The organism is Propionivibrio sp., from assembly GCF_047602565.1.
In the GTDB taxonomy this organism is placed as follows: domain Bacteria; phylum Pseudomonadota; class Gammaproteobacteria; order Burkholderiales; family Rhodocyclaceae; genus Propionivibrio.
The window spans coordinates 1,192,187-1,215,672 of record NZ_JASGGX010000001.1; the positions used below are offsets into that span (position 1 = coordinate 1,192,187).

Here is a 23,486-nt window from a genome sequence, read left to right on the forward strand (position 1 = left end):
GCTTCGTTCTATTTCTTCGCCTTGCGCAGCGCCTCGCGGTCGAGTTCGCGCAGGTGCGCGAGCTTTTCGCGGATCTTGATTTCCAGCCCGCGGTCGACCGGCCGGTACCACTCGACCGGCGGCATGTCCTCGGGAAAGTACTTTTCGCCCGCCGCGTACGCTTCCGCCTCGTCGTGCGCGTAGCGGTAGTCCTTGCCGTAATCGAGTTCGCGCATCAGCTTGGTCGGCGCGTTGCGCAGGTGCAGCGGCACCGGCCGGGAACCGTCCTTGGCGACGAAGGCCCGCGCGGCATTATACGCGACGTAGGCGGCGTTCGATTTGGCGGCCATGGCCATGTAGATCACCGCTTCGGCCAGCGCCAGCTCGCCTTCGGGCGAGCCCAGCCGCTCGTAGGTTTCGGCCGCGGCGGCGGCGACCTGCGCGGCGCGGGGGTCGGCCAGGCCGATGTCTTCCCAGGCCATGCGCACGATGCGCCGGGCCAGGTAGCGCGGGTCGGTGCCGCCGTCGAGCATGCGGCAGAACCAGTACAGCGCGGCGTCGGGGTTCGAGCCGCGCACCGATTTGTGCAGCGCCGAAATCTGGTCGTAGAACGCCTCGCCGCCCTTGTCGAAGCGGCGCAGGCTCTGCGCCAGCGTGTTGTCGATGAAGGCGCCGTCGATGTGCGCGCGCCCGGCCGTTTCCGCCGCCGTGCGCGTCTGTTCGAGCAGGTTGATCAGGCGCCGCGCGTCGCCGTCGGCCTGGCCGATCAGGCGGTCGCGCGCCTCGTCGTCGAAGGTCAGTCCCTGCAGGGCCTTGGCGCAGGCGCGCGCGAAAAGCTGCCCCATCTCCTCGGTGGACAGCGGGTTGAGCACGTAAACCGAGGCGCGCGAGAGCAGCGCGGAATTGACTTCGAACGACGGGTTCTCGGTCGTCGCGCCGACCAGCGTGAGCAGGCCTTCCTCGACGTACGGCAGGAAGGCGTCCTGCTGCGCCTTGTTGAAGCGGTGCACCTCGTCGACGAAGAGGATCGTCGAGCGCCCGTGCTGGGCGCGCACGGCCTCGGCCCGCGCCACCGCCTCGCGGATGTCCTTGACGCCCGAAAACACGGCGGACAGGGCCAGGAATTCGGCGTCGAAGGCATCCGCCATCAGCCGCGCCAGGGTCGTCTTGCCGACGCCCGGCGGGCCCCAGAAGATCAGCGAATGCGGCTTGCGCGCCTCGAAGGCGAGGCGCAGCGGCTTGCCCGGCCCGAGCAGGTGCTGCTGCCCGATGACCTCGTCCAGCGTCTTGGGCCGCAACGCCTCGGCGAGCGGCACCGGGTGGGCCTGGGTGAAAAGGTCACTCACCGATGACGTCGGTACCGGCCGGCGGCACGAAGCGGAACTGCGCAGCCGGCAGGGACGGGTTGCGCTGCAGGTTGGAAAAGACCAGCGAGGTCGTCTGCCCGAAATTGTCGTACAGCTCCATCGCCTTCAGGTCGTCGCCGTCGAAGCCGAGGTGCAGCTTCTCGAAGCCGCTGTCGGGCGACTTGGGCTTGGCTTCCAGCCAGTCCAGCCCTTCGCGCTCGCCCAGTTCGCGCAGGTCGAAGTTCTTTTCCAGCGTGTTGCCGCCGACCAGCAGGGCCGCCGGCGTGCTGCCCAGCGCGGCGTCCATCTTCTTCACCGTGGCCTGGCGCAGGTCCGGGTCGTACATCCAGACCCGCTCGCCGTCGCCGACCAGCAACTGGCTGTAGGGTTTGTCGACCTGCCAGCGGAACTTGCCGGGCCGCGCAATCATCATCGTGCCGGACGACTGCTGCGGCCGCCGGCCGTTCTTGGCCACCACGAGCTGCGAAAAGTCGGCGCGCAGGGTTTTGGTCGTCTCCAGGAAGCGATGCAGCTTGTCCAGCGCGCCGGCCTGCGCCGGCAGGGCGCCAAGCATGGCGAAGCAGCACAGCAGCGCCGGAAAGAAGCGTAATGAACGTCCGCCGAATTTCATGTTCCTTGCACCCTTGCGTCTCCGTGGCCGGCGTCCGCCGGCGTCATTCGTCCGTCGTCCGGCCGAGGACTTCCCGGCCGCCGCGCGCGTCCATGGACGACACCAGCCCGGCCTTCTCCATCGCCTCGATCAGACGCGCCGAGCGGTTGTAGCCGATGCGCAGGTGGCGCTGCACCAGCGAGATCGAGGCCCGGCGGTTCTTCAGCACGACCTCCACCGCCTGGTCGTACAGCGGATCGGCCTCGGCGTCGCCGCCGTTCTCGCCGTCGCCGTTGCCATTGCCGCCTTCCTCGTCGTCGAAGCCGCCGCCGTTGAGCACGCCCTCGACGTAGTCCGGCGCGCCGGCCTTCTTGAGGTGCTCGACGACGCGATGCACCTCGTCGTCGGCGACGAAGGCGCCGTGCACGCGCGTCGGGTAGCCGGTGCCGGGCGCGAGGTAGAGCATGTCGCCCTGGCCGAGCAGCGCCTCGGCGCCCATCTGGTCGAGGATGGTGCGCGAGTCGATCTTGGACGAGACCTGGAAGGACATGCGCGTCGGGATGTTGGCCTTGATCAGGCCGGTGATCACGTTGACCGACGGCCGCTGCGTGGCCAGGATCAGGTGGATGCCGGCCGCGCGCGCCTTCTGCGCCAGGCGCGCGATGAGCTGCTCGACCTTCTTGCCGGCGACCATCATCAGGTCGGCCAGCTCGTCGATGACCACCACGATGTACGGCATGGCGACGAGCGGTTCGGGCGTCTCCGGGGTGAGCGACAGCGGATTGGGCAGCTTCTCGCCGGCCTTCTCGGCGTCCTTGATGCGATGGTTGAGGCCGGCGATGTTGCGCACGCCCATCGCCGACATCAGCTTGTAGCGGCGCTCCATTTCGCCGACGCACCAGTTGAGCGCGTTGGCCGCCTGCTTCATGTCCACCACCACCGGCGCCAGCAGGTGCGGAATGCCTTCGTAGATCGACAACTCCAGCATCTTGGGATCGACCAGGATCAGGCGCACCTTGTCCGGCTCGGACTTGTAGAGCAGCGACAGGATCATCGCGTTGATGCCCACCGACTTGCCCGAGCCGGTCGTTCCCGCCACCAGCAGGTGCGGCATCTTGGCCAGGTCGACCACCACCGGCTGGCCGCCGATGTCCTTGCCGAGGGTCATCGCCAGCGGCGAGGACATGGCGTGATAGTCGCGGCTGGAGATGATCTCCGACAGGCGCACCATCTGGCGCTTGGGATTGGGCAGCTCCAGCGCCATGCACGACTTGCCCGGCACCGTCTCGACGACGCGGATCGACACCATCGACAGCGAGCGCGCCACGTCCTTGGACAGGTTGACGATCTGCGAGCCCTTCACGCCGACCGCCGGCTCGATTTCGTAGCGCGTGATCACCGGGCCCGGATAGGCGGCCAGCACCTGCGCCTGCACGCCGAAGTCAGCCAGCTTGCGTTCGATCAGGCGCGAGGTGAATTCCAGCGTCTCGGCGGCGACCGTCTCGGTCGCCGCCGCGGGCGGCTCCAGGAGATGCAGCGGCGGCAGCAGCCCGCCGGCCACGGCCTCGGGGAACAGCGGCGTCTGCCGTTCGCGCTCGATGCGCTTCTCGACCTTGGGCGGCACCGGCGCTTCGGGCGGCGGCGCCTGGATGATGATCGGTTCGCGCGTCTCCTCGCGGCGCTTCTCGCCTTCGACCACCGCTTCGCGCTCGCGCGCCACCTCGCGGCCGATGCGCCGGTCCTGCCAGCGGTCGAGCAGATCGCGGACGCCGAAGATGGACTTTTCCAGCAGGGCGCCGAAGCGCTCGACGACGGACAGCCAGGACATCCCGGAAAAGATGCTCCAGCCCAGCGCCCACGCGGCGATCAGCGCCAGCGTCGCGCCCGTGTAGCCGAAATAGCGGACGGTCAGGCCGCCCAGCCCCTGCCCCAGCATGCCGCCCGGCCCCAGCGGCAACTGGGCCTTGTGCGAATAGAAGCGCAGGGCCTCCAGCGCGCTGCTGGCGACGATCAGCAGCAGGAAACCGCCCAGGGCGATGTACAGCGGCCGGCGGTCGGCCGGACGCAGCCCGTCCAGCCGGCGGTAGCCCCACCAGACCATGGCCAGCAGCAGGATCACCCACCACCACGCCGAAAAGCCGAAGACGTAGAGCAGGAGGTCGGCCAGCCAGGCGCCGCCGCGCCCGGCCGGGTTATGCAGGGCGGTCGCGGAAACGGCATGTGACCAGCCCGGATCGGCGCGGTCGAACCCCCATAGCGCCAACCCTAGAAAAGCCGCCACCGCGATCAGCGCCAGCCAGCGCGATTCCTGGAGAACGAGACCGATCTTCTCCGGCAGCGGGCTGGGAGGGGCGGAGGCACGGTTGAACTTGGCGGTGGATTTGTACTGCGCAGCCATCACGATCCGTCGTACGGGTCAAAAGCGGATTATAGCCGTCCGGCACCCGGTGCTGCGCGCGCCGGCCAGTGCCCGGCGGCGGTCAGTCGCCGTTGAGGATGATCCGCCCCGGCTCGCTGCGGATGATGCCGCGATGTTCGAGATCCCGCATCACGCGGCTGACCATCTCGCGCGAGGCGCCGACCATCTTGGCCATGTCCAGCTTGGTGATCCGGCGTTTCACGCTGCGCACGCCGTCCTCGGTTTCGGAGAGATCCAGGAGCAGCTTGGCCACCCGCCCGTACACGTCCATCAGCGCCAGGCTCTCGATCTTGTGGTTGGCCTCGCGCAGGCGCAGGACCAGGCTCTTCATGATGTTCAGGCAGAGATCGACGTTCTCGGACAGCGCCCGGGTGAAGTCGGCCTTGGAGATCACCAGCAGGTCGCAGGGCTCGTTGGTCACCACGTCGGCCGAGCGCGGCGAATCGTCGATCAGGCCCATTTCGCCGAAACACTCGCCCGCCCCGAGCATGGAGAGAATGACCTCGCGCCCTTCGGAATCCCGGTTGAGCACTTTCGCGCTGCCCTTGACGATGACGAACAGCGAATCGGTCCCCGCCCCCACGAAGACGATCGTCTTGTTGCGGGGCTCCCGCCGCAGCACGGCCATGCGCGCGATGTGGTTCAGCTGCGTCTCGGGCAGGCCCGTGAAGAGGGGAATGTTCTGCAACAGCAGACGCACGGACTTTCCCGCGACCGTTTCACCGACGTTATCCATGGATGCTCCTTCGTCCGGGACGATGACCGTCCCCCGCTATGATCCGCCAATACTCGCCCCCAGTTCAAGCGCGGCGGCATCGTGCCGCCGGCCGGGGGCCGCCATCCGCGCCTGCCGTTATAATCAAGCCGGCACTCACAATCAAGGAAAGGAACCGACATGTCGCAAGCGCGCCACTGCAAGCTGCTCATCCTGGGGTCCGGCCCGGCCGGGTACACCGCCGCCGTCTATGCCGCGCGCGCCAATCTCAAGCCGGTCCTGGTCACCGGGATGGCGCAGGGCGGCCAGCTGATGACCACCACCGACGTGGACAACTGGCCGGCCGCCGCCGAGGGCATCCAGGGCCCCGAGCTGATGCAGAAGTTCGAAGAGCACGCCCGCCGCTTCGAGACCGAGATCGTCTTCGACCACATCCACACCGCCGATCTGGCGAAACGGCCCTTCACCCTGGTCGGCGATTCCGGCACCTATACCTGCGATGCGCTGATCGTCGCCACGGGCGCGTCGGCGCAATACCTCGGCCTGCCCTCCGAAGAGGAATATTCCGGCCGCGGCGTCTCGGCGTGCGCGACCTGCGACGGCTTCTTCTACAAGAACCAGCCGGTCGCCGTGATCGGCGGCGGCAATACCGCCGTCGAAGAGGCGCTCTATCTCGCCAACATCGCCAGCCACGTCACGCTGGTGCACCGCCGCGATAAGCTGCGCAGCGAGAAAATCCTGCAGGACCACCTGTTCGAGAAGGAAAAGACCGGCAAAGTCACGATCAAATGGGATTCGACGCTGGAGGAAGTGCTCGGCGATCCCTCCGGCGTCACCGGCATCCGCGTCAAGAACGTGCGGACCGGCGCCAGCGAGGAAATCCCCCTGCTCGGCGTATTCATCGCCATCGGCCACAAGCCGAACACGGATCTGTTCGCCGGCCAGTTGGAGATGGAAAACGGCTACATCATCACCCAGGGCGGCCGCCACGGCAACGCCACCGCGACGTCGATCCCCGGCGTCTTCGCCGCCGGCGACGTGCAGGACCACATCTACCGCCAGGCCTGCACCTCGGCGGGCTCCGGCTGCATGGCGGCGCTGGACGCCGAGAAATATCTCGACGGCCTGCTGGACAAGTAAAGAGGCAAACGCCGCCGCGGCACGGCGAAAAACCGGGCGCCGGCCTTCGACGAGGCCGGCGCGCCGGGTGCGATGCCGTCCCGCCGCGGTTCACGACCGGGTTTCCGCATGCCGATGAGTGAACCTCCCCAGCCGTCGCCGGAAGACATCGCCGATTTCCGCTCGGCCGTCGCCGACGCGCGTCCGCTGAAGACGCCGGAGCGCGTCCTGCACGAGCGCTCCAAGCCGAGTCCGCGCCCGCGCCAGCGCGAACTCGACGAGGCGGCGGCCGTCGCCGAATCGCTGCATGGACCGCTGGAGATCGACGACCTGCTGGCCATCGGTGAGGCCGACGCCTTCCTGCGCCCCGGCCTGCCGCGCAGCGTGCTGCGCGACCTGCGGCGGGGCCGGTGGACGATCCGCAACCATACCGACCTGCATGGCCTCAACCGGCACGAGGCGCACGAGGAAGTCGCGCGCTTCCTGGCCGAATCGGTGCGCGAAGGCAGGCGTTGCGTGCGCATCGTACATGGCCGCGGCCACGGTTCGCCGGGCCGCGAAGGCGTCCTGCGCCAGCTGGTCAAAAGCTGGCTGTCGCGCAGCAAGGACGTCCTGGCGTTCTGCCACCCGCCGCCCAACGACGGCGGCGAAGGCGCGCTGTGGGTCCTGCTCCGCTCTTCCACCCGTGCCTGAAGGCACCTTCCGCTACTTGAGCAGGCCGCGCGCCTGCATGCGCTCGCAGCCCAGCTGGCGCGCCGCCGGCAGCGTCACGCCCCGTTCCCTGGCGCGCGCCTCCATGACCGCGCGATGTTCGGTCTGGTACGCCTTGCAGTCCGCGTAGGTCTGCATCGACAGCATTTTTTCCCGGTGCGCGGCTTGCTCCGCCGGCGTCATCAGCGTCCATCCCGGCGTATTGTCCTGGCTGAAGCGCATCCCGCGTCCCATCCCGCTGCCCATGCCCGGCGCGGCGTTCTGCATGCGCGGTCCGCCGCCCATGCCCGGTCCCGGCTGGGCCAGCGCCGAAGCCGCCAGCATCCCGCCGAGCAAGGCGGCCAATGCGATGTTTTTCCAATCGGCAGCGCTTTTCATGTCGTCTCTCCCATAAAGCGGATCAAGTGCAGGACGCCCGTCGTTCGGCGCGTCCATGGCGCCATTGAACGCTGGAGTTGTAAGCCCGATGTTGCCGGGGAAAACTGAATTGCATCGCAGCGTTGCGGCGCCTCGCGGCGTTACACTGCGTTACACGCCCGCCGCCACGGCGCGGGAAAAAGCGCTATCAATCGCATCGTGCAGCATCGCCAGAGCATCGCAATGGATAAAACCGACACCATTCTGATCGTCGACGACGACCCGGAAATCCGCCGGCTGCTCGAGGACTATCTGGCCCGCAACGGTTTCGCGGCCATCGCCGTGCGCGGCGGACGCGAGATGTGGCAGGCCCTGGAACGCCATGCCGTCGACCTGATCGTGCTCGACCTGATGCTGCCCGACAGCGACGGCCTGACGCTGTGCCGCGACCTGCGCGCCAAGCCGGGCAAGCCGAATCTGCCGGTGCTGATGCTCACCGCGCGCGGCGAGGACGCCGACCGCATCGTCGGCATCGAAATGGGCGCCGACGACTACCTCGTGAAACCGTTCAATCCGCGCGAACTGCTCGCGCGCATCAAGAGCATTCTGCGCCGCACGCGCGCCCTGCCGCCGAACCTGGCGCCGGAGGCGGCGCGTTATCTCGTCTTCGCCGGCTGGACGCTGGATACCGCGGAGCGTCTCCTGACCGCGCCGGACGACGTGGCCACCCCGCTTTCCGGCGGCGAATACCGGCTCTTGCGCATTCTGCTCGACCATCCCAACCGCGTGCTGACCCGCGACCAGCTCACGGAGATGATCCACGGACGCGAAGCCGAGCCCTTCGACCGCGCGATCGACGTGCAGGTCAGCCGCCTGCGCCAGCGCCTGCGCGACGACAGCCGCGAACCCGCCCTGCTCAAGACGGTGCGCGGCGAAGGCTATGTGCTGGCCGCGGCGGTGGCAAGGCGGGAAAAATGACCCTCGGCCGCCGCCTGGCCGCGTTCATGCCGTCCAGCCTTTCCGCCCGCCTGGCGCTGATCCTGCTGGCCGGCCTGGCCGGCGCCCAGTCGCTGAGCCTGTGGCTGCACTGGAGCGAACGTGCCGCGGTCGTCACCGAGGCGCGCGGATTGCACATGGCCGACCGCATCGCCGACGCCGTCCGGCAGCTCGAAGCCGGCGCCGCGGCGGGATACCCGCAGGCCATCGCCCGGCTTCAGACGGACGACCTGCGCGTGGCGCTGATCGACGCACGCCAGGTGTCGCCGTTCCCGCCGCGCGGCCAGATCCAGGCGGGTGTCGCCGCCCGCCTGGGCGGCGAGCGCGAGATCCGCTCGGCCGGCGGCATGGGAAAAGGTGGCGGGATGGGCGGCGGCATGGGCGGCATGGGGCGCATGGCGCAGGACTCCGCCTCGCGCACTTTCGACCTGCGCCTGCGGGACGGCCAGTGGGTGCGCGTCACGGCCACGTTGCAGCCCGGCGCGCCGGCCTTGCCCGGCTGGTTCTACGTCTACCTGGCGGCCTCCCTGGGCATCGTCGCGGCCGTCGTCATGCTGGTCGTGCGCCAGGCGACGACGCCGTTGCGGCATCTGGCGCAGGCGGCCGACACGCTGGGGCAGAACCTCGACGCGCCGCCGCTGGCCGAGGCCGGCTCGACCGAGGTGCGCACGGCGGCGCAGGCGTTCAACCGCATGCGCGACAAGCTGCGGCGGCTGATCGAGGAGCGTTCGCGCGCCCTGGCCGCCGTCTCGCACGACCTGCGCACGCCGCTGACACGGCTGCGCCTGCGCAGCGAGCTGATCGAGGATGAACGCCTGCGCGAGCAGATGGCCGCCGACCTCGACGCCATGGCGCAGATGATCGACGCCACGCTGGATTACCTGCGGGGCCTGCGCGAAAACGAACCGATCCGGCCGATCGACATCAATGCCCTGGTCCAAAGCCTGGCGGAAGATTCCTCCGCTCCGGGCCGGCGCGTGACCGTTTCAGGCCAGGCGCTGCATGCCTATCCGGGGCGTCTGGCGGCGCTGCGCCGGGCCTTGCAGAATCTCATCGACAACGCCTGCAAGCACGGGAGCAACCCGCGCCTGCGCATCGCCGACGGCGCCGAGGCCCTGCGCCTGGCGGTCGAGGACGATGGCCCGGGCATCCCGGAAGCGGCATTGCCGCTGGTCACCGAGCCGTACTACCGCCCCGACGGCGCCCGCGCCGCGGACACCGGCGGCGTCGGACTGGGCCTGTCGATCGTCAAGGACGTCGCCCTGCTGCATGGCGGCGAACTGATCCTCGCCAACCGGCCCGCAGGCGGGCTGTCCGCCACGCTGGTATTGCCGAGGACCGCCACGTGATCGGGCCTGCCCGGGCGCGGCCGACGCGAGAAGCGCGGACGCGGCATCCTGAAGGGCACTGACGCCGGACCTCCCGCCGGAAACGAGGACAGCAAAAAGGGGAAGGGCGCGGCTGCGCCCTTCCCCTGCGCGGGGGCGCATCGGCGCCCCCCGGACTCCCCTGCCCCGTTACTTCTTCGCGGCGCGGTACTTGGCGATCTCGGCGAACAGCAGCTTGCCGAGCGCTTCGTCGTAGACCTTCAGGTACTTCTCGACCACCGGCTTGGTGGCTTCGCGGAACGGCGCGATTTCCGCCGGCGTGAGCTCGGTCACCTGCGTCTTGGTCTTCTTCAGATCGGCCAGGCAGTCGGCCGATTTCTTCAGGGAAATCTGGCGCTGGAAGCCGGTCGACTCCTTGGCGGCATCGGAGATGACCTTCTTCTCGTCGGCCGTCAGCTTGTCCATCGTCTTCTTGCTCATCAGCAGCGACACCGGCGTGAAGGAGTAGCGGTTCACCGTGTAGAACTTGGAGACTTCGCCGATCTTGCCGTAGATCATGTTCAGCGGCGGCTGCCCGCCGCCGTCGACGATGCGCGATTCGAGCGCGCTGAACAGCTCGGCGTAGGCCAGCGGCACGGCGTTCGCGCCCCAGGCCTTGAAGGTATCGATGGTCACCGGGGTCTCAGTCACGCGCATCTTGAGGCCCTTGACGTCGTCGATCGTCTTGATCGGGTGCGTGTTGTTGTGCAGGCTGTAGTAGCCCATGTCGAAGAACGCCAGGCCGATCAGCCCCTTCGGTTCGAGTTCGGAATGGATCTTCTGCCCGAACGGGCCGTCCAGGACGGCATAGGCTTCCTGCTCGTTGTCGAAGATGTAGGGCAGATCGACGAGGCCGGCGTCCTTGACGATGCCGACCAGCAGGTTGGTGTTCATGGTCGCGCCATCGACGGTGCCGCCCTGCATCGACGACAACACCTGGATGTCCTTGCCCAGGGTGGCGCCGGTGAACACCTTGACCACCATCTTGCCGCCGCTCTTTTCCTTGACCAGGTCGGCAAACTTCATCAGGCCGTCGACCTGCGGATTCCCCTCGACGTTGCTCGACGCGAATCTGAGCACGCGCTCGTTGATCTGCGCGGACGCGCTCGTCGCGGACAACGCCAGACCACAGACGGCCAGCGCCGCGACTACCGTTTTGAGTGCCTTGACCATGAAGCAATCCTCCTTATCGATTTTTCCCTTCCGGGATTTTTGTCATCAGGCTTCGAGTCCCGCATTCCGCAAAGATCTGCCCGCCCCTCGTCTATAAACCATGCACGGACTTTGTGCCGCTTCCAAACAATCGTCCAAGCCGTCTGCCGACAGCCGCGAGGTCATTCTAGCGCAAGCCCTCTTGAATTCATGTTTGACGGGCATCCTAGTCGCGACGAATTATTCTGTCTATAAAATGAAAAATATATTAATTATCTGTAGAAAAGAATATTTGTACCGGAACGGCTCCGGACGCCACTACCCGATCTCCTCTCCATTTAGGTACCGTCTTCCGTGCGGGCCGTAAAGCTTGGTACGGATTGATCATGTTAATTTTCATATACTAAATATATTTTCCATTTTATTTACTCGATAACACGTTTTCCCTATAGTCGCGCCGTGCTTCGGCCCACGGTACCTCGGCCAGGCATCTTGCCGGGTGCGGGCCACGCAGCCGAATCCGGAAAACGCATGAAAAACGGGTACCGCGCCTCCGGGAGAAACACTGTCCATGATCACCGGCCAAACGCAACTGCTGCCCTTGTTCGGCTATCCCACGCACGCCTTCAAGGCGCCGCTCATCTACAACCCCTGGTTCGAGCGCAACGACATCGACGCGGTGGTCGTCCCCATGGGGGTCAAGCCCGAGGACTACCCGGCGGTGATGAAATCCGTGTTCGCCCTCACCAACGTGCCGGGCGCCCTGGTCACCATGCCGCACAAGATCACCACGGCCGGGCTGGTCGACGAACTGTCCACGGCCGCCAAGATCGCCGGTTCCTGCAACGCCGTGCTGAAGCGGCCGGACGGCACGCTGCTCGGCGACATGTTCGACGGCGCCGGTTTTACGCGCGGACTCCGGCGCAAGGGATTCGCCTTCGCGGGCGCGGAATGCCTGGTGGTCGGCTCCGGCGGCGTCGGCTCGGCGATCGCCGCGTCGCTCGCCGCCGAGGGCGTGGCGGCCATCACGGTCCATGACGCCTTTCCGGAATCGGCCGCCGGCCTGGTCGACCGGCTGCGCCAGCATTACCCGAAACTGGCGGCGCGCACGGGCACGAACCGGGCCGCCGGCTACGACCTGGTGGTCAACGCCACGCCGCTCGGCCTGCCGGGCGACCCGCTGCCGATGGACCTCAACGACCTGTCCGCCTCGACCTTCGTCGGCGAGGTGGTGATGAAACAGGAGATGACGCCCTTGCTGCAGGCGGCGCGGGCGCGCGGCTGCCGCTACCAGATCGGCGTCGACATGCTCTACGAAATGATCCCCGCGTACCTGGAGTTCTTCGGCTTCGGCCGCACGACGACCGAGGAATTGCGCGAAGTCGCGCAAGTGGCCTATTGACGGCCGATGAACCGGAAAGGCATCGACCAGAACACCCGCCGGCCGGCTCCGGCCTGATTACCCGTTCGAGCGCAACAATGGCTCAGGCGTCCCCCGCTCCACCGACGGGGGGCGCTTTTTTTCGCCCGTTCCGCAGCCTTGCCGTTTTCGCCGGGTCCCGGTCAGGCGGCCGCGCCGCCAACCTCCTGGCCGACAATCCGATAGCACGGGTGGTAGTCCTTGCCCGGCAGCTTCATGCGCGTCTGCTCGACGAAGGACGCCAGCAGCGCGTCCATCGGCCCCATGATCGCCGCATCGCCATGGATTTCGAACGGCCCGTGCCGCTCGATCTCCCGGATGCCGTCGGCCTTGACGTTGCCGGCCACGATGCCCGAAAAGGCGCGCCGCAGGTTGGCCGCCAGAAGATGGCTCGGCCGGTCCTTGTACAGGTCGAGCGTCCGCATGTTCTCGTGCGTCGGCCGGAAGCGCCGCTGGAACTCGTGGTCGACGTGCAGCAGCCAGTTGAAGTTGTAGGCGTCGCGCCGGCTTTTGCGGAATTCGCGCACGAGCGTCAGGCCGGCCTTCATTTCGCGCGCGACGCGCTCCGGATCGTCGAGGATGATCGAATAGCGGCGCTGCGCCTCGCGCCCCAGCGTCTGGCCGATGAAGGCGTCGATGTGCCTGAAATAGCCCTCCGCGCTCTTCGGTCCGCTGAACACCAGCGGAAACGGCAGTTCGGCATTGCGCGGATGCAGCAGGATGCCGAGCAGGTACAGGATTTCCTCCGCGGTGCCGGCGCCGCCGGGGAAGATCACGATGCCGTGGCCGACGCGCACGAACGCTTCGAGGCGCTTCTCGATGTCCGGAAAGATGACCAGGGCGTTGACGATCGGATTGGGCGACTCGGCGGCGATGATGCCAGGCTCGGAAAAACCGAGATAGCGGCCGCCGATGCGCTGCTTGGCATGGCCGATGGTGGCGCCCTTCATCGGTCCCTTCATGGCGCCCGGACCGCAGCCGGTGCAGATGTCCAGGCCGCGCAGGCCGAGCTGGTAGCCGACCCGCTTGGTGTAGTCGTACTCCTCCCGCGAGATCGAATGCCCGCCCCAGCAGACCACCACGCTGGTGTCGGCCACCGGCTGCAGGATGCCGGCGTTGCGCAGGATGTGGAAGACGATGTCGGTGACGCCGTCGGACGTCGATTGATTGAATTTCCTGTTGTCGCGAATCTCGTCGCCGAGATAGACGACGTCGCGCAGCACGGCGAACAGATGCTCGCGGATGCCGGCGACCATCTTGCCGTTGACGAACGCGCTCGCCGGCGCGCCGTGGATGTCGAGCTTGATGCCGCGCTCACGGCTGATCAACTGGATGCTGAAGGACGGATAGCGCTCCAGCAGTTCCTTGCCGTCATCGAGTTCGTTGCCGCAGTTCAGGACGGCCAGCGCGCAGTTGCGGAAGACGTGGTGCAGGCTGTCGTGGCCATGATCGAGCAGCCGGGCGACCTCGGCGCGGGACAGGACTTCCAGCCTGCCGGTGGGTGAAACCTGGGTATCGACGACGGGGTAAGGCATCTTTTCGTTTCGCTTGACGGGGTGGCAACGATAGCAGAAGCCGGCCGCCCGCGAAAATGGGAAAAAGACGCGCCCGTGGCCGCAACTGTGCTATACATGACGCATTTTCCCAACAATCGGCGATAACACCATGAGCCCGCTCGAAAAAACAGTCGTTTTCGGAACCGAGGACCTGCTCGTCAGCCTGTGCGATTCGGTAACCAAGGTCCTCACCCTGGCCACCCAGAGCCAGATCCGCTATTCGGCGATGGTGCAGCGCATCAGCAAGACCTGCCTCAAGCCGGACATCGGCTGCTTCGTCCTCTTCGACGGCGGATTCTCCGGGCTGGTGATCATCAACTTTTCCGCCCAGGCGGCGATGGAACTCTACGAGCGCTACATGCTCAGCATGGGCATCCCGAAGGACGGACTGGCCAGCTCCTTCACCTCGGACGAAGTGGCCAACGTCATGGGCGAGTTGATGAACCAGATCGTCGGCGATTTCACCGGCAAGATCGGGCGCGAGCTGCAGACGCACATCACCCAGAACCAGCCCAAGATGCTGGCCATCAACAAGCAGGTCATGCTCAGCGTCGACGCCAACCTCGATCAGCCGGAGGCGCGGCGCGTCACGTTCTACACCGGCGGCAACAACATCTTCTACCTGGAACTGGCGATCGACCGCACCGAGTTCATCAAGCTCTACGACTTCGAGCCGCACGAAGCGCCCGATCCGGACGAGCTGATCGCGCAGGCCAACAGCGGCGCGACGACCGCGACGCCGCCCTCGCCGCCCGACCACGGCGACAGCGACGAACTGCTCAGATCGCTCGGCATGTAGCCGCCAGCGAGCCGGCCGACGGAATCAGGCCGACTTGCCGAAGAACAGCATGTAGCCGCCCAGGGCGATCAGGAAAACGCCGAACAGGTTGCGCAGCCAGCTTTCGTCGAGGTGGTTGGCCGCCATCGCCCCCAGCCACGCGCCGACGAACAGCGTCGTGGCCAGGATGAGGGCGGCCTGCCAGTCGATGTGCCCGGCGCGGTAATACGCGTAAACCGCCGCCGCGCCGATGGGCGGCAGCAGCACGGCGAGGCTGGTGCCGACGGCCCGATGCAGCGGGAAATCGAGCAGGTATACCAGCGCCGGCACGATCAGCACGCCGCCGCCGATGCCGAACAGCCCGGAACTCATCCCGGCGCCCATGCCGATCAACACCAGAATCGCCATCCGCATGCCCGCTCCTCGCGTCAATACCCTGCCAGTCGGAAGGGCGGGATTATAAGGGACGCCGTCCGATGCCTCAAAAACGCCCGCCGTTCGCCGGCGGCGCCAGCCGTGTCCAGGTGTTGCCCGCATGCCGCAACCGGGACATTCCTGCGCTATCCACGCAGCAGGCAAGACGCGGCCGGGGCATCGGCCGTATAGTGGACGCTTTTCTCCCGCCCTTCCCGCATCATGAAAAACACGTCAAGCGCGGCAGCCGGCTCGGGCACCGCCTTCGGGGTGCTCGGCGCCATCAGCTTCTCGCATTTCCTGAACGACACCATCCAGTCGCTGATCCTGGCGATCTATCCGCTGTTCAAGACCGAATTCGGCCTGAACTTCGCCCAGATCGGGCTGATCACGCTGGTTTTCCAATGCACGGCGTCGCTGCTGCAACCGGTCGTCGGCTATTACACGGACCGGCGGCCCAAGCCGTACTCGCTGGCCCTGGGCATGGGCTGCACGCTGGCCGGCCTGCTTACCCTGTCGTTGGCCAGCCATTTCCCCGTGGTCCTGCTGGCGGCCGCGCTGATCGGTTCGGGCTCGGCGGTCTTCCACCCGGAATCGGCGCGCGTCGCGCGCATGGCCTCGGGCGGACGCCACGGACTGGCCCAATCGATCTTCCAGGTCGGCGGCAACGCCGGCGCGGCGACCGGGCCGCTGCTCGCCGCGTGGATCATCCTGCCGTACGGGCAGCGCAGCATCGCGCTCTTTTCGCTGGTCGCGCTGCTGGCCATGATCGTGCTGATCGGCGTCGGGCGCTGGTACCGGCAGCACCAGCGGCGGCCGGCCAGGACGCCCGCGTCCTCCGGACAGTCCCTGCCCAGGGCCAGGATCGTGCAGACGCTGGCCGTGCTGCTGACGCTCATCTTCTCGAAGTTCTTCTACATGGCCAGCATCAACAGCTACCTGATCTTCTATCTGATGCACCAGTACGGCCTCGATACGCAGACCGCGCAGTACCACCTGTTCTACTTCCTTGCCTCGGTCGCCGCCGGGGCGCTGCTCGGCGGGCCGATCGGCGACCGCATCGGGCGCAAGCGGGTGATCTGGATATCCATCCTCGGCATCGCGCCGTTCACTTTGGCGCTGCCTTATGCCGGCCCCGCCGTGTCGGTCGTGCTGACCATGATCATCGGTTTCATGCTGGCCTCCGCCTTCCCCGCCATCCTGGTGTATGCGCAGGAACTGTTCCCCGCCCGGATCGGCACGGTTTCCGGACTGTTCTTCGGCCTGGCCTTCGGTCTGGCCGGCATCGGCGCGGCGGTGCTCGGACAGCTCGCCGACGCATGGGGCATCGTCGCCGTCTATCGGCTGTGCTCTTTCCTGCCGCTGCTCGGGCTGTTCGCCGTCTTCCTGCCGGACCTCCGCCATCCGGCGCCGGCCCCTGGCGTGCCGGAAACGGCGAAGGCCGGCTGATCCCCGGTCGCAGGCTTATTTCGAAGGAGAAAAACATGGCACTGCTCGGCAACGCGGCAATGATTCTTTCGTTCGACGTCGTCCCGGAGGCGGTCGCCGAACACGACGACTGGCATTCGCGCGAACACCTGCGGGAACGGATGTCGATCCCCGGTTTCCTGCGCGGATCGCGCTGGACGGCGACCGGGCCGGGCCCGCGCTACTTCGTGATGTACGAGGTCGCCGGCCTCGACACGCTGGCCTCGCCGCCCTACCTCGAACGCCTGAACAATCCGAGCGCCTGGACGGCCCGGATGATGCCGCACTACCGCGGCATGCGCCGGGGATTCTGCCGCGTCGCCTTCAGCCGCGGCCCCGGTCTGGGCACCAGCGGACTGTTGATCCATTTCAGCCCGGACCCCGGCCAGGAAACCGCCCTGCGCGACTGGCTCGTGGCGCAGGCGCTGCCCGCGTCGGCCGACCGGCCCGGCGTGGCGAGCGCGCACCTGTTCGAGGCCGCGCTGACGCCTGAGATGACGCGCGAGCAGCGCATCCGCGGCAAGGACGGCGGCGTGGACTGGGTGCTGCTGGTCACCGGCCACGCCGAGGCCGCCATCGAAGAACTGGCCGCCACCGCGCTGGCCCCCGAGGCGCTCACGGCCCGCGGCGGCATCAACGTGGCCGCCGGCCGCTACCGCATGGGCCATGCGCTCTCGGCGCAGGAAGCGGCGACCGACTGATCCCGTTCATCCGGGACGGCGGCCGGAAGCGTACCCGGCAAGGTCGGGGCGGCCGGGAAATGCAATAGAATTGTGGAAATCCGATGTACGCGGGAGGGATGGCGGTAGCGTAGGATCGCCGGTGCGGATTTCCGCCGACGCGACGGTTCTCCCTCTCCCTGGCCGCCGCGTCGCCATTTTTTTCCAGGGTGCCGCGGCCTTTCCGACAACGTTTTTCAGCGGGATCGCCTCATCCATGCCTTACCTCGTTCTGGTCACCGTCCTCTGGGCGTTTTCCTTCAGCCTGATCGGCCAATACATCGCCGGCCGCGTGGACGCCGACTTCGCCGTGCTCGTGCGCGTGGCCATCGCCGCCGCCGTATTCATTCCCTTCACCCGCTGGCGCAACCTGCCGTGGCGGCTAGTCGGCGGCCTGTGGCTGGCCGGCGCGCTGCAGTTCGGCATCACCTACCTGTGCCTGTACCGCAGCTTCAACGTGCTCACCGTGCCGGAAGTCCTGCTGTTCACCGTGCTCACGCCGATCTACGTGACCCTGCTCGACGACGGCCTGGCCAGGCGCTTCAATCCCTGGTCGCTGGTCGCCGCCGCCGTGGCGGTCACCGGCGGCATCATCATCCGCTTCCACAAGATCGAGGGCGAATACCTGATCGGCTTCCTGCTGCTGCAACTGGCCAACGCCACCTTCGCCGCCGGCCAGGTGCTGTGCCGCCAGCTACTCGCCAAGTATCCGACTGATCTGCCGCTGCACCGCTTCTTCGGCCATTTCTTCCTCGGCGCGATGGTGCTGGTGGTCCCGTCCTTCCTGCTGTTCGGCGACCTGTCCAAACTACCGCAGACCGCCACCCAATGGGGCGTGCTGGCGTGGATGGGCCTGTTCGCCACGGCGCTGGGCATGTACGGCTGGGTCAAGGGCAGCACGCGGGTTGACGCCGGCACGCTGGCGATCATGAACGAACTGCACGTGCCGGCCGGCCTCATCGTCAACCTGCTGATCTGGAACCGCGACGCCAATCTGCGCACGCTGACGATGGGCGGCACGGTGATTCTTTTCTCGCTGTGGGTCAACGGCCTCGGACGCAAGCTCGGGAGGCGGCGGACGGAGCGATTGCTCTGAAGCAGGGAGGGTGGCGCCCTACCTGACCAGAACGTCGGCCAGGAATTTTTGTGTTCTCGGATGCTGCGGGCTGTTGAAAAAACTGGCGGGGTCGTTCCGTTCCATGATGCTGCCTGAGTCCATGAAGATCACACGGTCGGCGACCTCCCGGGCAAAGCCCATCTCATGCGTCACGCAAACCATCGTCATGCCTTCCTTCGCTAACTGCTTCATGACGCCAAGCACCTCTCCGACCATTTCAGGATCAAGCGCGCTCGTTGGTTCATCGAACAGCATGATCGGGGGCTCCATGGCGAGGGCGCGGGCAATCGCCACGCGCTGCTGCTGCCCTCCGGACAAGTGTATTGGATAGGCATTCTCCTTGCTGAGCAGTCCTACCCGGTCCAGCAGTTTCCTCCCCCGTTCTTTCGCCTCGGCCGCACTGATGCCCAAGACTTGGCGGGGCGCAAGCGTGATATTTTCGATGGCCGTCAAATGAGGGAAGAGATTGAATTGCTGAAACACGAAGCCGATTCCACCTCTGAACTCATTCAACGACACCGACTTCGAATGGATATCTACGCCACCAATGCGGATATTTCCTGCCTGAATGGGCTCCAGGCGATTGATGGTCCGAATCAGCGTCGATTTGCCGGAACCTGACGGCCCGCAGACAACGACTACCTCGCCCTTGGCGATCGTTTCGTCGATATCCTTCAATACTTGGAAATCGCCATACCATTTGCCGACGCTTCTAAACTCGATCATCGCAGCCCCGTCCACCTATCAATCATCAACGCCAACAACAGCCAAAATCACGATCCTCAGGCCGGTTTGCTCTCAGCCGGCACCATGTCCTGTTCGCCGCCCCGCGGCCCACCACCTCCCCGCTTCCTGGTAATCATCCGATCGACGCGGCGGGCAATCTGTGTCAACGTGAAGCAAAGCAAAAAATAGGTTATCGCCAGGATGCCGTACACCTCTGCCGGTTTCGTCAGCAAAACGCTATTGATCTGATTGGCGGCAAAGGTAAGCTCGTGAACGCTGATCACATAACCGAGCGATGTTTCCTTGATCGTCGATACGAACTGACTGACCAGGCTCGGCAGTACGTTGTAGAGCGCCTGGGGAAGAATGACGCCGCGCATCGCCTTGAAGTAGCCGAGCCCCAGCGACCGGGCCGCCGCCATCTGCCCCTCCGGCAACGCTTCTATTCCGCCCCGGATGATCTCCGATAAATACGCGCACTCGTAGATGATCAGTGCGCACACCAGGGTCGTGAAACCCGAGATGGCCTTTCCGGTAATGGCAGGCAGGAAAAAGTAGACCCAGAAAATGAACATCAGGAACGGCAAGCCCCTGACCACCTGGATCAAAGCGAATGCAGGATAGTAGATCAGGCGAAAAGGACTGAGGCGGGCCAATGCAAGAAGAATCGCCAAGGGAAACGAAAGTACAAGTCCCAGGATTGCGATGATGAATGTCAGGCTCAAGCCGCCGAGCGGACCATGGGGATACTGGCCGATGAGAAGCAGCAACCAATTGTCGCGAAGCACGTCCCACATACATCAACCTCCGCGGCGGCGCAAACGCCGTTCGATCCGCTGGCCGAACGCCATGATCCCGAACGACACTGACAGATAGATCAAGGTGCATATCGCATAGATCTCAAACGTGCGAAAGGTGTCGTTTTCGATTTCGCGCGTTTTATACATCAGTTCCGCCAAGCCGATCGCCATCGCCAAGCTGGAGTTCTTGAACAGCAGCAGCGCCTGGCTGACCAGAGGCGGAATGGAGGCACGGATGGCCTGCGGCATGACGACGAGACGCATGGTCTTGAGATAGCTCAATCCGAGCGCCCGTGCCGCCTCGATCTGAGAGGATGGGATCGCCCGGATACCGCTCCGCAAGTCCTCCGACATGTACGCGGCTGCGCACAGCCCAAGCGCCATCATGGCGGACAGAAATTCCATGTTGTGGGCGATCAGCCAGTCACGCGCCTCTTGCGGCAGCAATTCCGGAACACCGAAGTACCAGAATAGAATATGGACCAGCAGCGGCACGTTACGCTGATACTCGACATAAGTAGCGACAAGCCACTGCAAGGGTTTGAAAGGCGTGCTCCGAATGCCCGCCAGCAGGATAGCTAAAAAGAAGCCCAACGACCACGCGGCAACGGAGAGCTGCAGGGTCAGCCAGAGACCTTTCAGCAGCCCAATGGGATATTCCCCGGCCAGTACGACGCTGAAATTGAATTGCATATCAAGAGCGTGTGTGCAGTGTTACGCAGGTCGATTGGGCCGGCAGCTCGACAGAAGGCGGCAGAGACTGACGACTCCCGCTTGCGTCGCACATCGGCTGGACGCCCCTCTCATCCCGACCGGATGATAAAGCCAGAAATGATTGGGGAGTCACGGCAGCCCGCTCTCAGTCCTTGATCTCGGCGATCTGATACTCACGCTTCATTTTATAGATCGTGTCGTTTCCGAACCATTTTTTGAAGGTAACGTCGATTTCACCCGTGGTTTCGAGACGTGCAAGCGTTTTGTTGACCTGATCGAGGAAATTCTTTTCACCTTTCCGCACGCCCAGTCCCCAAGCTTCGACCATCAGGACGTCGTCCAAGATCTTGAGAGGTTGCGTTTTTTCACTCTGGTCTTTCAGCTTGACCAGGTTCAGTTCAGAGGAGCAGAACGCCGACACCTTGTTCTGCACCACGGCGAGATAGGCCGCCGTACCGTCGTTGTAGGTCGTGGTTTGCGCCTCCGGGATTTCACGCCGTACCGCCATTTCCGAGGTCGATCCTTTGGTCGCGGCGATCCTTTTGCCTTTCAGTTGCTCGCGGCTATCGATGCCCGAATCTGCTCTCACCAGCAGCTTCTGCATGCTGACGAAGTAGCTGTGGCTATAATCGATCTGCTCTGCGCGTGCCTTGGTGTACCCCAGGTTGGCCGCCAGAATGTCAACCCGGCCCTGCATCAGCGAAGGGATTCTGGCGTCGACGGCGACCATCTGCACTTGCAATTTGACACCCAGGTCTGCGGCGACTGCTTTGCAGGCATCGACATCGAAACCGATGATTTCTCGTGTTTTAGGATCCTGGAAACTGAAGGGCTCCGCAGTGCCGAGCGTCCCGCAAATCAGAGTCCCTCTCGCTTTGATGTCCTCGAGTTGATCGGAAAAGGCATTCCCGCTCATCAATGCAACGGCAGCGACAGCGCCCATGAACGACATGCAGGACCTGCGCCTCGACCCCCTGCCTGCATGACGCACCAAACCGAAGAAACCACCTAGTTGGCCAGTTTTCACGCTTACACTCCTTATCACATAGTAAAAATCTTCAATGGCTAAACTAATGCATTGCAGCATTGCCTGATCCGTTGGCATCCATCAACAAGCTCATCGACCGATGTGGCAATCGAAATGCGGAATGCGGGCGATAGGCCATAAGCAGACCCGCTCACGACGGCTACGCCGCCCTGTTCCAGCAAATGCAGTACGAGATCGTCATCGCTGTCGATGCGCCCCCCATCGGCCGTGCGCTTACCCATGAGGCCGGCGCACGAGGGGAAGAGGTAGAAAGCGCCCTCCGGCTCGACGATCGACAATCCCTGGGTTCCCTCCAGAATCGACAGTGCAAGATCGCGTTTCTCGTGCAGATTCTTCACATTCTCCCGAATCGAACCTTGCTCCCCAATCAATGCAATCCGCGCCGCTTCCTGACTGATCGAAGTGACACACGATGCACTTTGCGATTGCAGTTTCGACATGGCGTCGATCAGCATCCGGGGCCCGCCTGCGTAGCCGATACGCCAGCCTGTCATCGCATAAGCCTTCGAAACCCCATTGATGGTCAAGACCCTTTCGGTCAGTTCGGGGACAGCCTGCGCAAAGGTGGTGAATTTCGAATCGCTGAAGCGAAGATGCTCATAAATGTCATCCGTCATCACCCAGACATGGGGATGACGCTTCAGCACGTCTCCCAACGCACGCAGTTCCTGTTCGTCGTAAACCGCCCCCGTCGGATTGTTAGGCGAATTGAGGACCAACCAGCGGGTACGCGCCGTGATCACCGCCGCCAATGCGTCGGCGCGCAACTTGTAGCCGCTGCTTTCAGAACAGGGAACGATGACCGGCTGCCCCCCGTGATACTGGGCGATGTCAGGGTACGAGACCCAATATGGAGCGGGAATGATTACTTCATCCCCATGATTCAAGGTGGTCGCGAAGGCGTTATAGATGACCTGCTTGGCACCGGCGCCAACGAAGACCTCTTCGACATCGTATGTGAGATCGTTATCTCTTTTGAATTTTTGGACAATTGCGCGGCGTAGCGGCAGCGTTCCTTTACCGTGAGTGTACTTCGTGTCGCCCCTCCAGATCGCGTCGACCGCCGCTGTTTTGACGTGGTCCGGAGTATCGTAATCAGGCTCTCCGATGGTCAGGTTGACCACCGTTCTACCTGCCTCCTTCAGCGCTCTGGCCTTGTCATTCGCCGCAGCACTGGGTGAGGGGCGAATTCTCTCTATTCTTTCTGATAACTTTAATGACATATTCGACTCGAAACTTCCAACGATCCAAACCTACGACACTATGCCTTTGGCTTTCAGCACGGCATCGATCCATGACACGTCGAGCTTTCTCGACGCTATCGCCAGGCGAATCTCCTCTTCTTTCCGGTGCAGCGCATTGGCAAGCTCGAGCACACGGCTCGCATCATCGGGCGGAAGTACAACCAGTCCATCTTCATCACCGACCACCAGATCACCAGGATTGATGACGGTACCGCCGATTGCAACGGGGACATTGACCTCGCCTGGACCTTCCTTGTACGGCCCGCGATGGGTCACCCCTTTCGCATAGCATGGAAACGTGGATGAGCGATAAGCGGCGACATCCCTGATGGCGCCGTTGATGATGAACCCCACACAGCCCCTCGATTCCGCCGTCAGCTTCATCAACTCACCAACCAGCGCATTACTCGTATCTCCGTATCCGTCGACGACCAATACATCATCCGGTTGCAGCATTGTCATCGCTTTGTGAATCATCAGATTGTCGCCCGCACGGGTCTTGACGGTCAGAGCCCTTCCTGCCAAGGGGGAAGGCCGGTGATAAGGATTCAGCCCCAGAATGCCCGAGGCTCTATGCAGGTTGTCGCTGATGTGGGCGGTTGCTACAGATCGGAATTTCTGGATCGTTTCGCTGGAAAGCGGTCTGCAGTCTCTTGGCAGTACCCGGAACCCTGGCTCTTGCATGCTCTGTATCCTCCATTACGCCTATGTA

The 23,486-nt window shown here is 64.7% G+C and carries 23 protein-coding genes; 9 read left to right on the forward strand and 14 right to left on the reverse strand.

The features are described from left to right. Positions 1 to 8: 8 nt before the first annotated feature. The 4 genes from QM701_RS05400 to QM701_RS05415 form a co-directional block, all read right to left on the reverse strand. Positions 9 to 1,325: a replication-associated recombination protein A gene (locus QM701_RS05400; protein ID WP_415166065.1), complete on the reverse strand. Its 1,317-nt coding sequence runs from the start codon at positions 1,323 to 1,325 to the stop codon at positions 9 to 11. Then, complete coding sequence (lolA, locus tag QM701_RS05405; RefSeq protein WP_415166066.1) at positions 1,318 to 1,956, reverse strand: outer membrane lipoprotein chaperone LolA; 639 nt, start codon at positions 1,954 to 1,956, stop codon at positions 1,318 to 1,320. The genes QM701_RS05400 and lolA overlap by 8 nt, the downstream gene beginning before the upstream one ends. Positions 1,957 to 1,999: 43 nt before the next feature. Further along, positions 2,000 to 4,333, reverse strand: coding sequence for a DNA translocase FtsK (locus QM701_RS05410; RefSeq protein WP_415169349.1), 2,334 nt, complete (start codon positions 4,331 to 4,333; stop codon positions 2,000 to 2,002). An 82-nt stretch (positions 4,334 to 4,415) separates the two neighbouring features. Beyond that, entirely contained in the window at positions 4,416 to 5,090 is a 675-nt protein-coding gene (locus tag QM701_RS05415) for a Crp/Fnr family transcriptional regulator (protein WP_415166067.1), read from the reverse strand. A 159-nt stretch (positions 5,091 to 5,249) separates the two neighbouring features. On the opposite strand from QM701_RS05415, the gene trxB reads away from it, so the two are divergent. Both trxB and QM701_RS05425 read left to right on the forward strand, forming a co-directional pair. Next, positions 5,250 to 6,209 carry a thioredoxin-disulfide reductase gene (trxB, locus tag QM701_RS05420; protein WP_415166068.1) on the forward strand — a complete coding sequence of 320 codons (960 nt, stop codon included), beginning with the start codon at positions 5,250 to 5,252 and terminating at the stop codon, positions 6,207 to 6,209. 114 nt (positions 6,210 to 6,323) lie between these two features. Beyond that, positions 6,324 to 6,881 carry a Smr/MutS family protein gene (locus tag QM701_RS05425; RefSeq protein ID WP_415166069.1) on the forward strand — a complete coding sequence of 186 codons (558 nt, stop codon included), beginning with the start codon at positions 6,324 to 6,326 and terminating at the stop codon, positions 6,879 to 6,881. Positions 6,882 to 6,893: 12 nt separating this feature from the next. On the opposite strand, the gene QM701_RS05430 is transcribed toward QM701_RS05425, so the two are convergent. Then, the gene (locus QM701_RS05430) at positions 6,894 to 7,277 is read right to left on the reverse strand and encodes a hypothetical protein (RefSeq protein ID WP_415166070.1); all 384 of its coding nucleotides are present in this window, start codon (positions 7,275 to 7,277) and stop codon (positions 6,894 to 6,896) included. A 222-nt stretch (positions 7,278 to 7,499) separates the two neighbouring features. On the opposite strand from QM701_RS05430, the gene QM701_RS05435 reads away from it, so the two are divergent. After that, complete coding sequence (locus QM701_RS05435; RefSeq protein WP_415166071.1) at positions 7,500 to 8,234, forward strand: response regulator; 735 nt, start codon at positions 7,500 to 7,502, stop codon at positions 8,232 to 8,234. Next, positions 8,231 to 9,601, forward strand: coding sequence for an ATP-binding protein (locus tag QM701_RS05440; protein ID WP_415166072.1), 1,371 nt, complete (start codon positions 8,231 to 8,233; stop codon positions 9,599 to 9,601). Before QM701_RS05435 ends, QM701_RS05440 begins: the two co-directional genes overlap by 4 nt. A gap of 168 nt (positions 9,602 to 9,769) precedes the next feature. Here the strand turns inward: QM701_RS05440 and dctP are convergent, their stop codons facing one another. Then, positions 9,770 to 10,792 (reverse strand): TRAP transporter substrate-binding protein DctP, encoded by a 1,023-nt coding sequence (dctP, locus tag QM701_RS05445; protein WP_415166073.1) that lies wholly within the window; start codon positions 10,790 to 10,792, stop codon positions 9,770 to 9,772. A gap of 550 nt (positions 10,793 to 11,342) precedes the next feature. On the opposite strand from dctP, the gene QM701_RS05450 reads away from it, so the two are divergent. Further along, complete coding sequence (locus QM701_RS05450) at positions 11,343 to 12,173, forward strand: shikimate dehydrogenase family protein (protein ID WP_415166074.1); 831 nt, start codon at positions 11,343 to 11,345, stop codon at positions 12,171 to 12,173. A gap of 161 nt (positions 12,174 to 12,334) precedes the next feature. Here the strand turns inward: QM701_RS05450 and ppnN are convergent, their stop codons facing one another. Continuing rightward, the gene (gene ppnN, locus QM701_RS05455; protein WP_415166075.1) at positions 12,335 to 13,726 is read right to left on the reverse strand and encodes a nucleotide 5'-monophosphate nucleosidase PpnN; all 1,392 of its coding nucleotides are present in this window, start codon (positions 13,724 to 13,726) and stop codon (positions 12,335 to 12,337) included. A gap of 130 nt (positions 13,727 to 13,856) precedes the next feature. Between ppnN and QM701_RS05460 the strand changes: the two genes are divergently transcribed. Next, on the forward strand, positions 13,857 to 14,546 hold the full coding sequence (locus tag QM701_RS05460; RefSeq protein ID WP_415166076.1) for a DUF3334 family protein: 690 nt from the start codon (positions 13,857 to 13,859) through the stop codon (positions 14,544 to 14,546). A 24-nt stretch (positions 14,547 to 14,570) separates the two neighbouring features. On the opposite strand, the gene QM701_RS05465 is transcribed toward QM701_RS05460, so the two are convergent. Further along, positions 14,571 to 14,939: a sulfite exporter TauE/SafE family protein gene (locus QM701_RS05465; protein WP_415166077.1), complete on the reverse strand. Its 369-nt coding sequence runs from the start codon at positions 14,937 to 14,939 to the stop codon at positions 14,571 to 14,573. 222 nt (positions 14,940 to 15,161) lie between these two features. On the opposite strand from QM701_RS05465, the gene QM701_RS05470 reads away from it, so the two are divergent. From QM701_RS05470 to QM701_RS05480, 3 genes are all read left to right on the forward strand, one after another. Then, entirely contained in the window at positions 15,162 to 16,388 is a 1,227-nt protein-coding gene (locus QM701_RS05470; protein ID WP_415166078.1) for an MFS transporter, read from the forward strand. Between the two features lie 35 nt (positions 16,389 to 16,423). After that, entirely contained in the window at positions 16,424 to 17,107 is a 684-nt protein-coding gene (locus QM701_RS05475) for a hypothetical protein (RefSeq protein WP_415166079.1), read from the forward strand. Between the two features lie 235 nt (positions 17,108 to 17,342). Beyond that, positions 17,343 to 18,221 carry a DMT family transporter gene (locus QM701_RS05480; protein ID WP_415166080.1) on the forward strand — a complete coding sequence of 293 codons (879 nt, stop codon included), beginning with the start codon at positions 17,343 to 17,345 and terminating at the stop codon, positions 18,219 to 18,221. An 18-nt stretch (positions 18,222 to 18,239) separates the two neighbouring features. On the opposite strand, the gene QM701_RS05485 is transcribed toward QM701_RS05480, so the two are convergent. The 6 genes from QM701_RS05485 to QM701_RS05510 form a co-directional block, all read right to left on the reverse strand. Continuing rightward, positions 18,240 to 18,968, reverse strand: coding sequence for an amino acid ABC transporter ATP-binding protein (locus tag QM701_RS05485; protein ID WP_415166081.1), 729 nt, complete (start codon positions 18,966 to 18,968; stop codon positions 18,240 to 18,242). A gap of 56 nt (positions 18,969 to 19,024) precedes the next feature. Further along, complete coding sequence (locus QM701_RS05490) at positions 19,025 to 19,765, reverse strand: amino acid ABC transporter permease (RefSeq protein ID WP_415166082.1); 741 nt, start codon at positions 19,763 to 19,765, stop codon at positions 19,025 to 19,027. Positions 19,766 to 19,768: 3 nt separating this feature from the next. After that, positions 19,769 to 20,461: an amino acid ABC transporter permease gene (locus QM701_RS05495; protein WP_415166083.1), complete on the reverse strand. Its 693-nt coding sequence runs from the start codon at positions 20,459 to 20,461 to the stop codon at positions 19,769 to 19,771. A 166-nt stretch (positions 20,462 to 20,627) separates the two neighbouring features. After that, positions 20,628 to 21,434 carry an ABC transporter substrate-binding protein gene (locus QM701_RS05500; RefSeq protein WP_415166084.1) on the reverse strand — a complete coding sequence of 269 codons (807 nt, stop codon included), beginning with the start codon at positions 21,432 to 21,434 and terminating at the stop codon, positions 20,628 to 20,630. Positions 21,435 to 21,547: 113 nt separating this feature from the next. Then, positions 21,548 to 22,654, reverse strand: coding sequence for an aminotransferase class I/II-fold pyridoxal phosphate-dependent enzyme (locus tag QM701_RS05505; RefSeq protein WP_415166085.1), 1,107 nt, complete (start codon positions 22,652 to 22,654; stop codon positions 21,548 to 21,550). Between the two features lie 129 nt (positions 22,655 to 22,783). Then, positions 22,784 to 23,458, reverse strand: coding sequence for an RraA family protein (locus QM701_RS05510; RefSeq protein ID WP_415166086.1), 675 nt, complete (start codon positions 23,456 to 23,458; stop codon positions 22,784 to 22,786). Between the last annotated feature and the right edge of the window lie 28 nt (positions 23,459 to 23,486).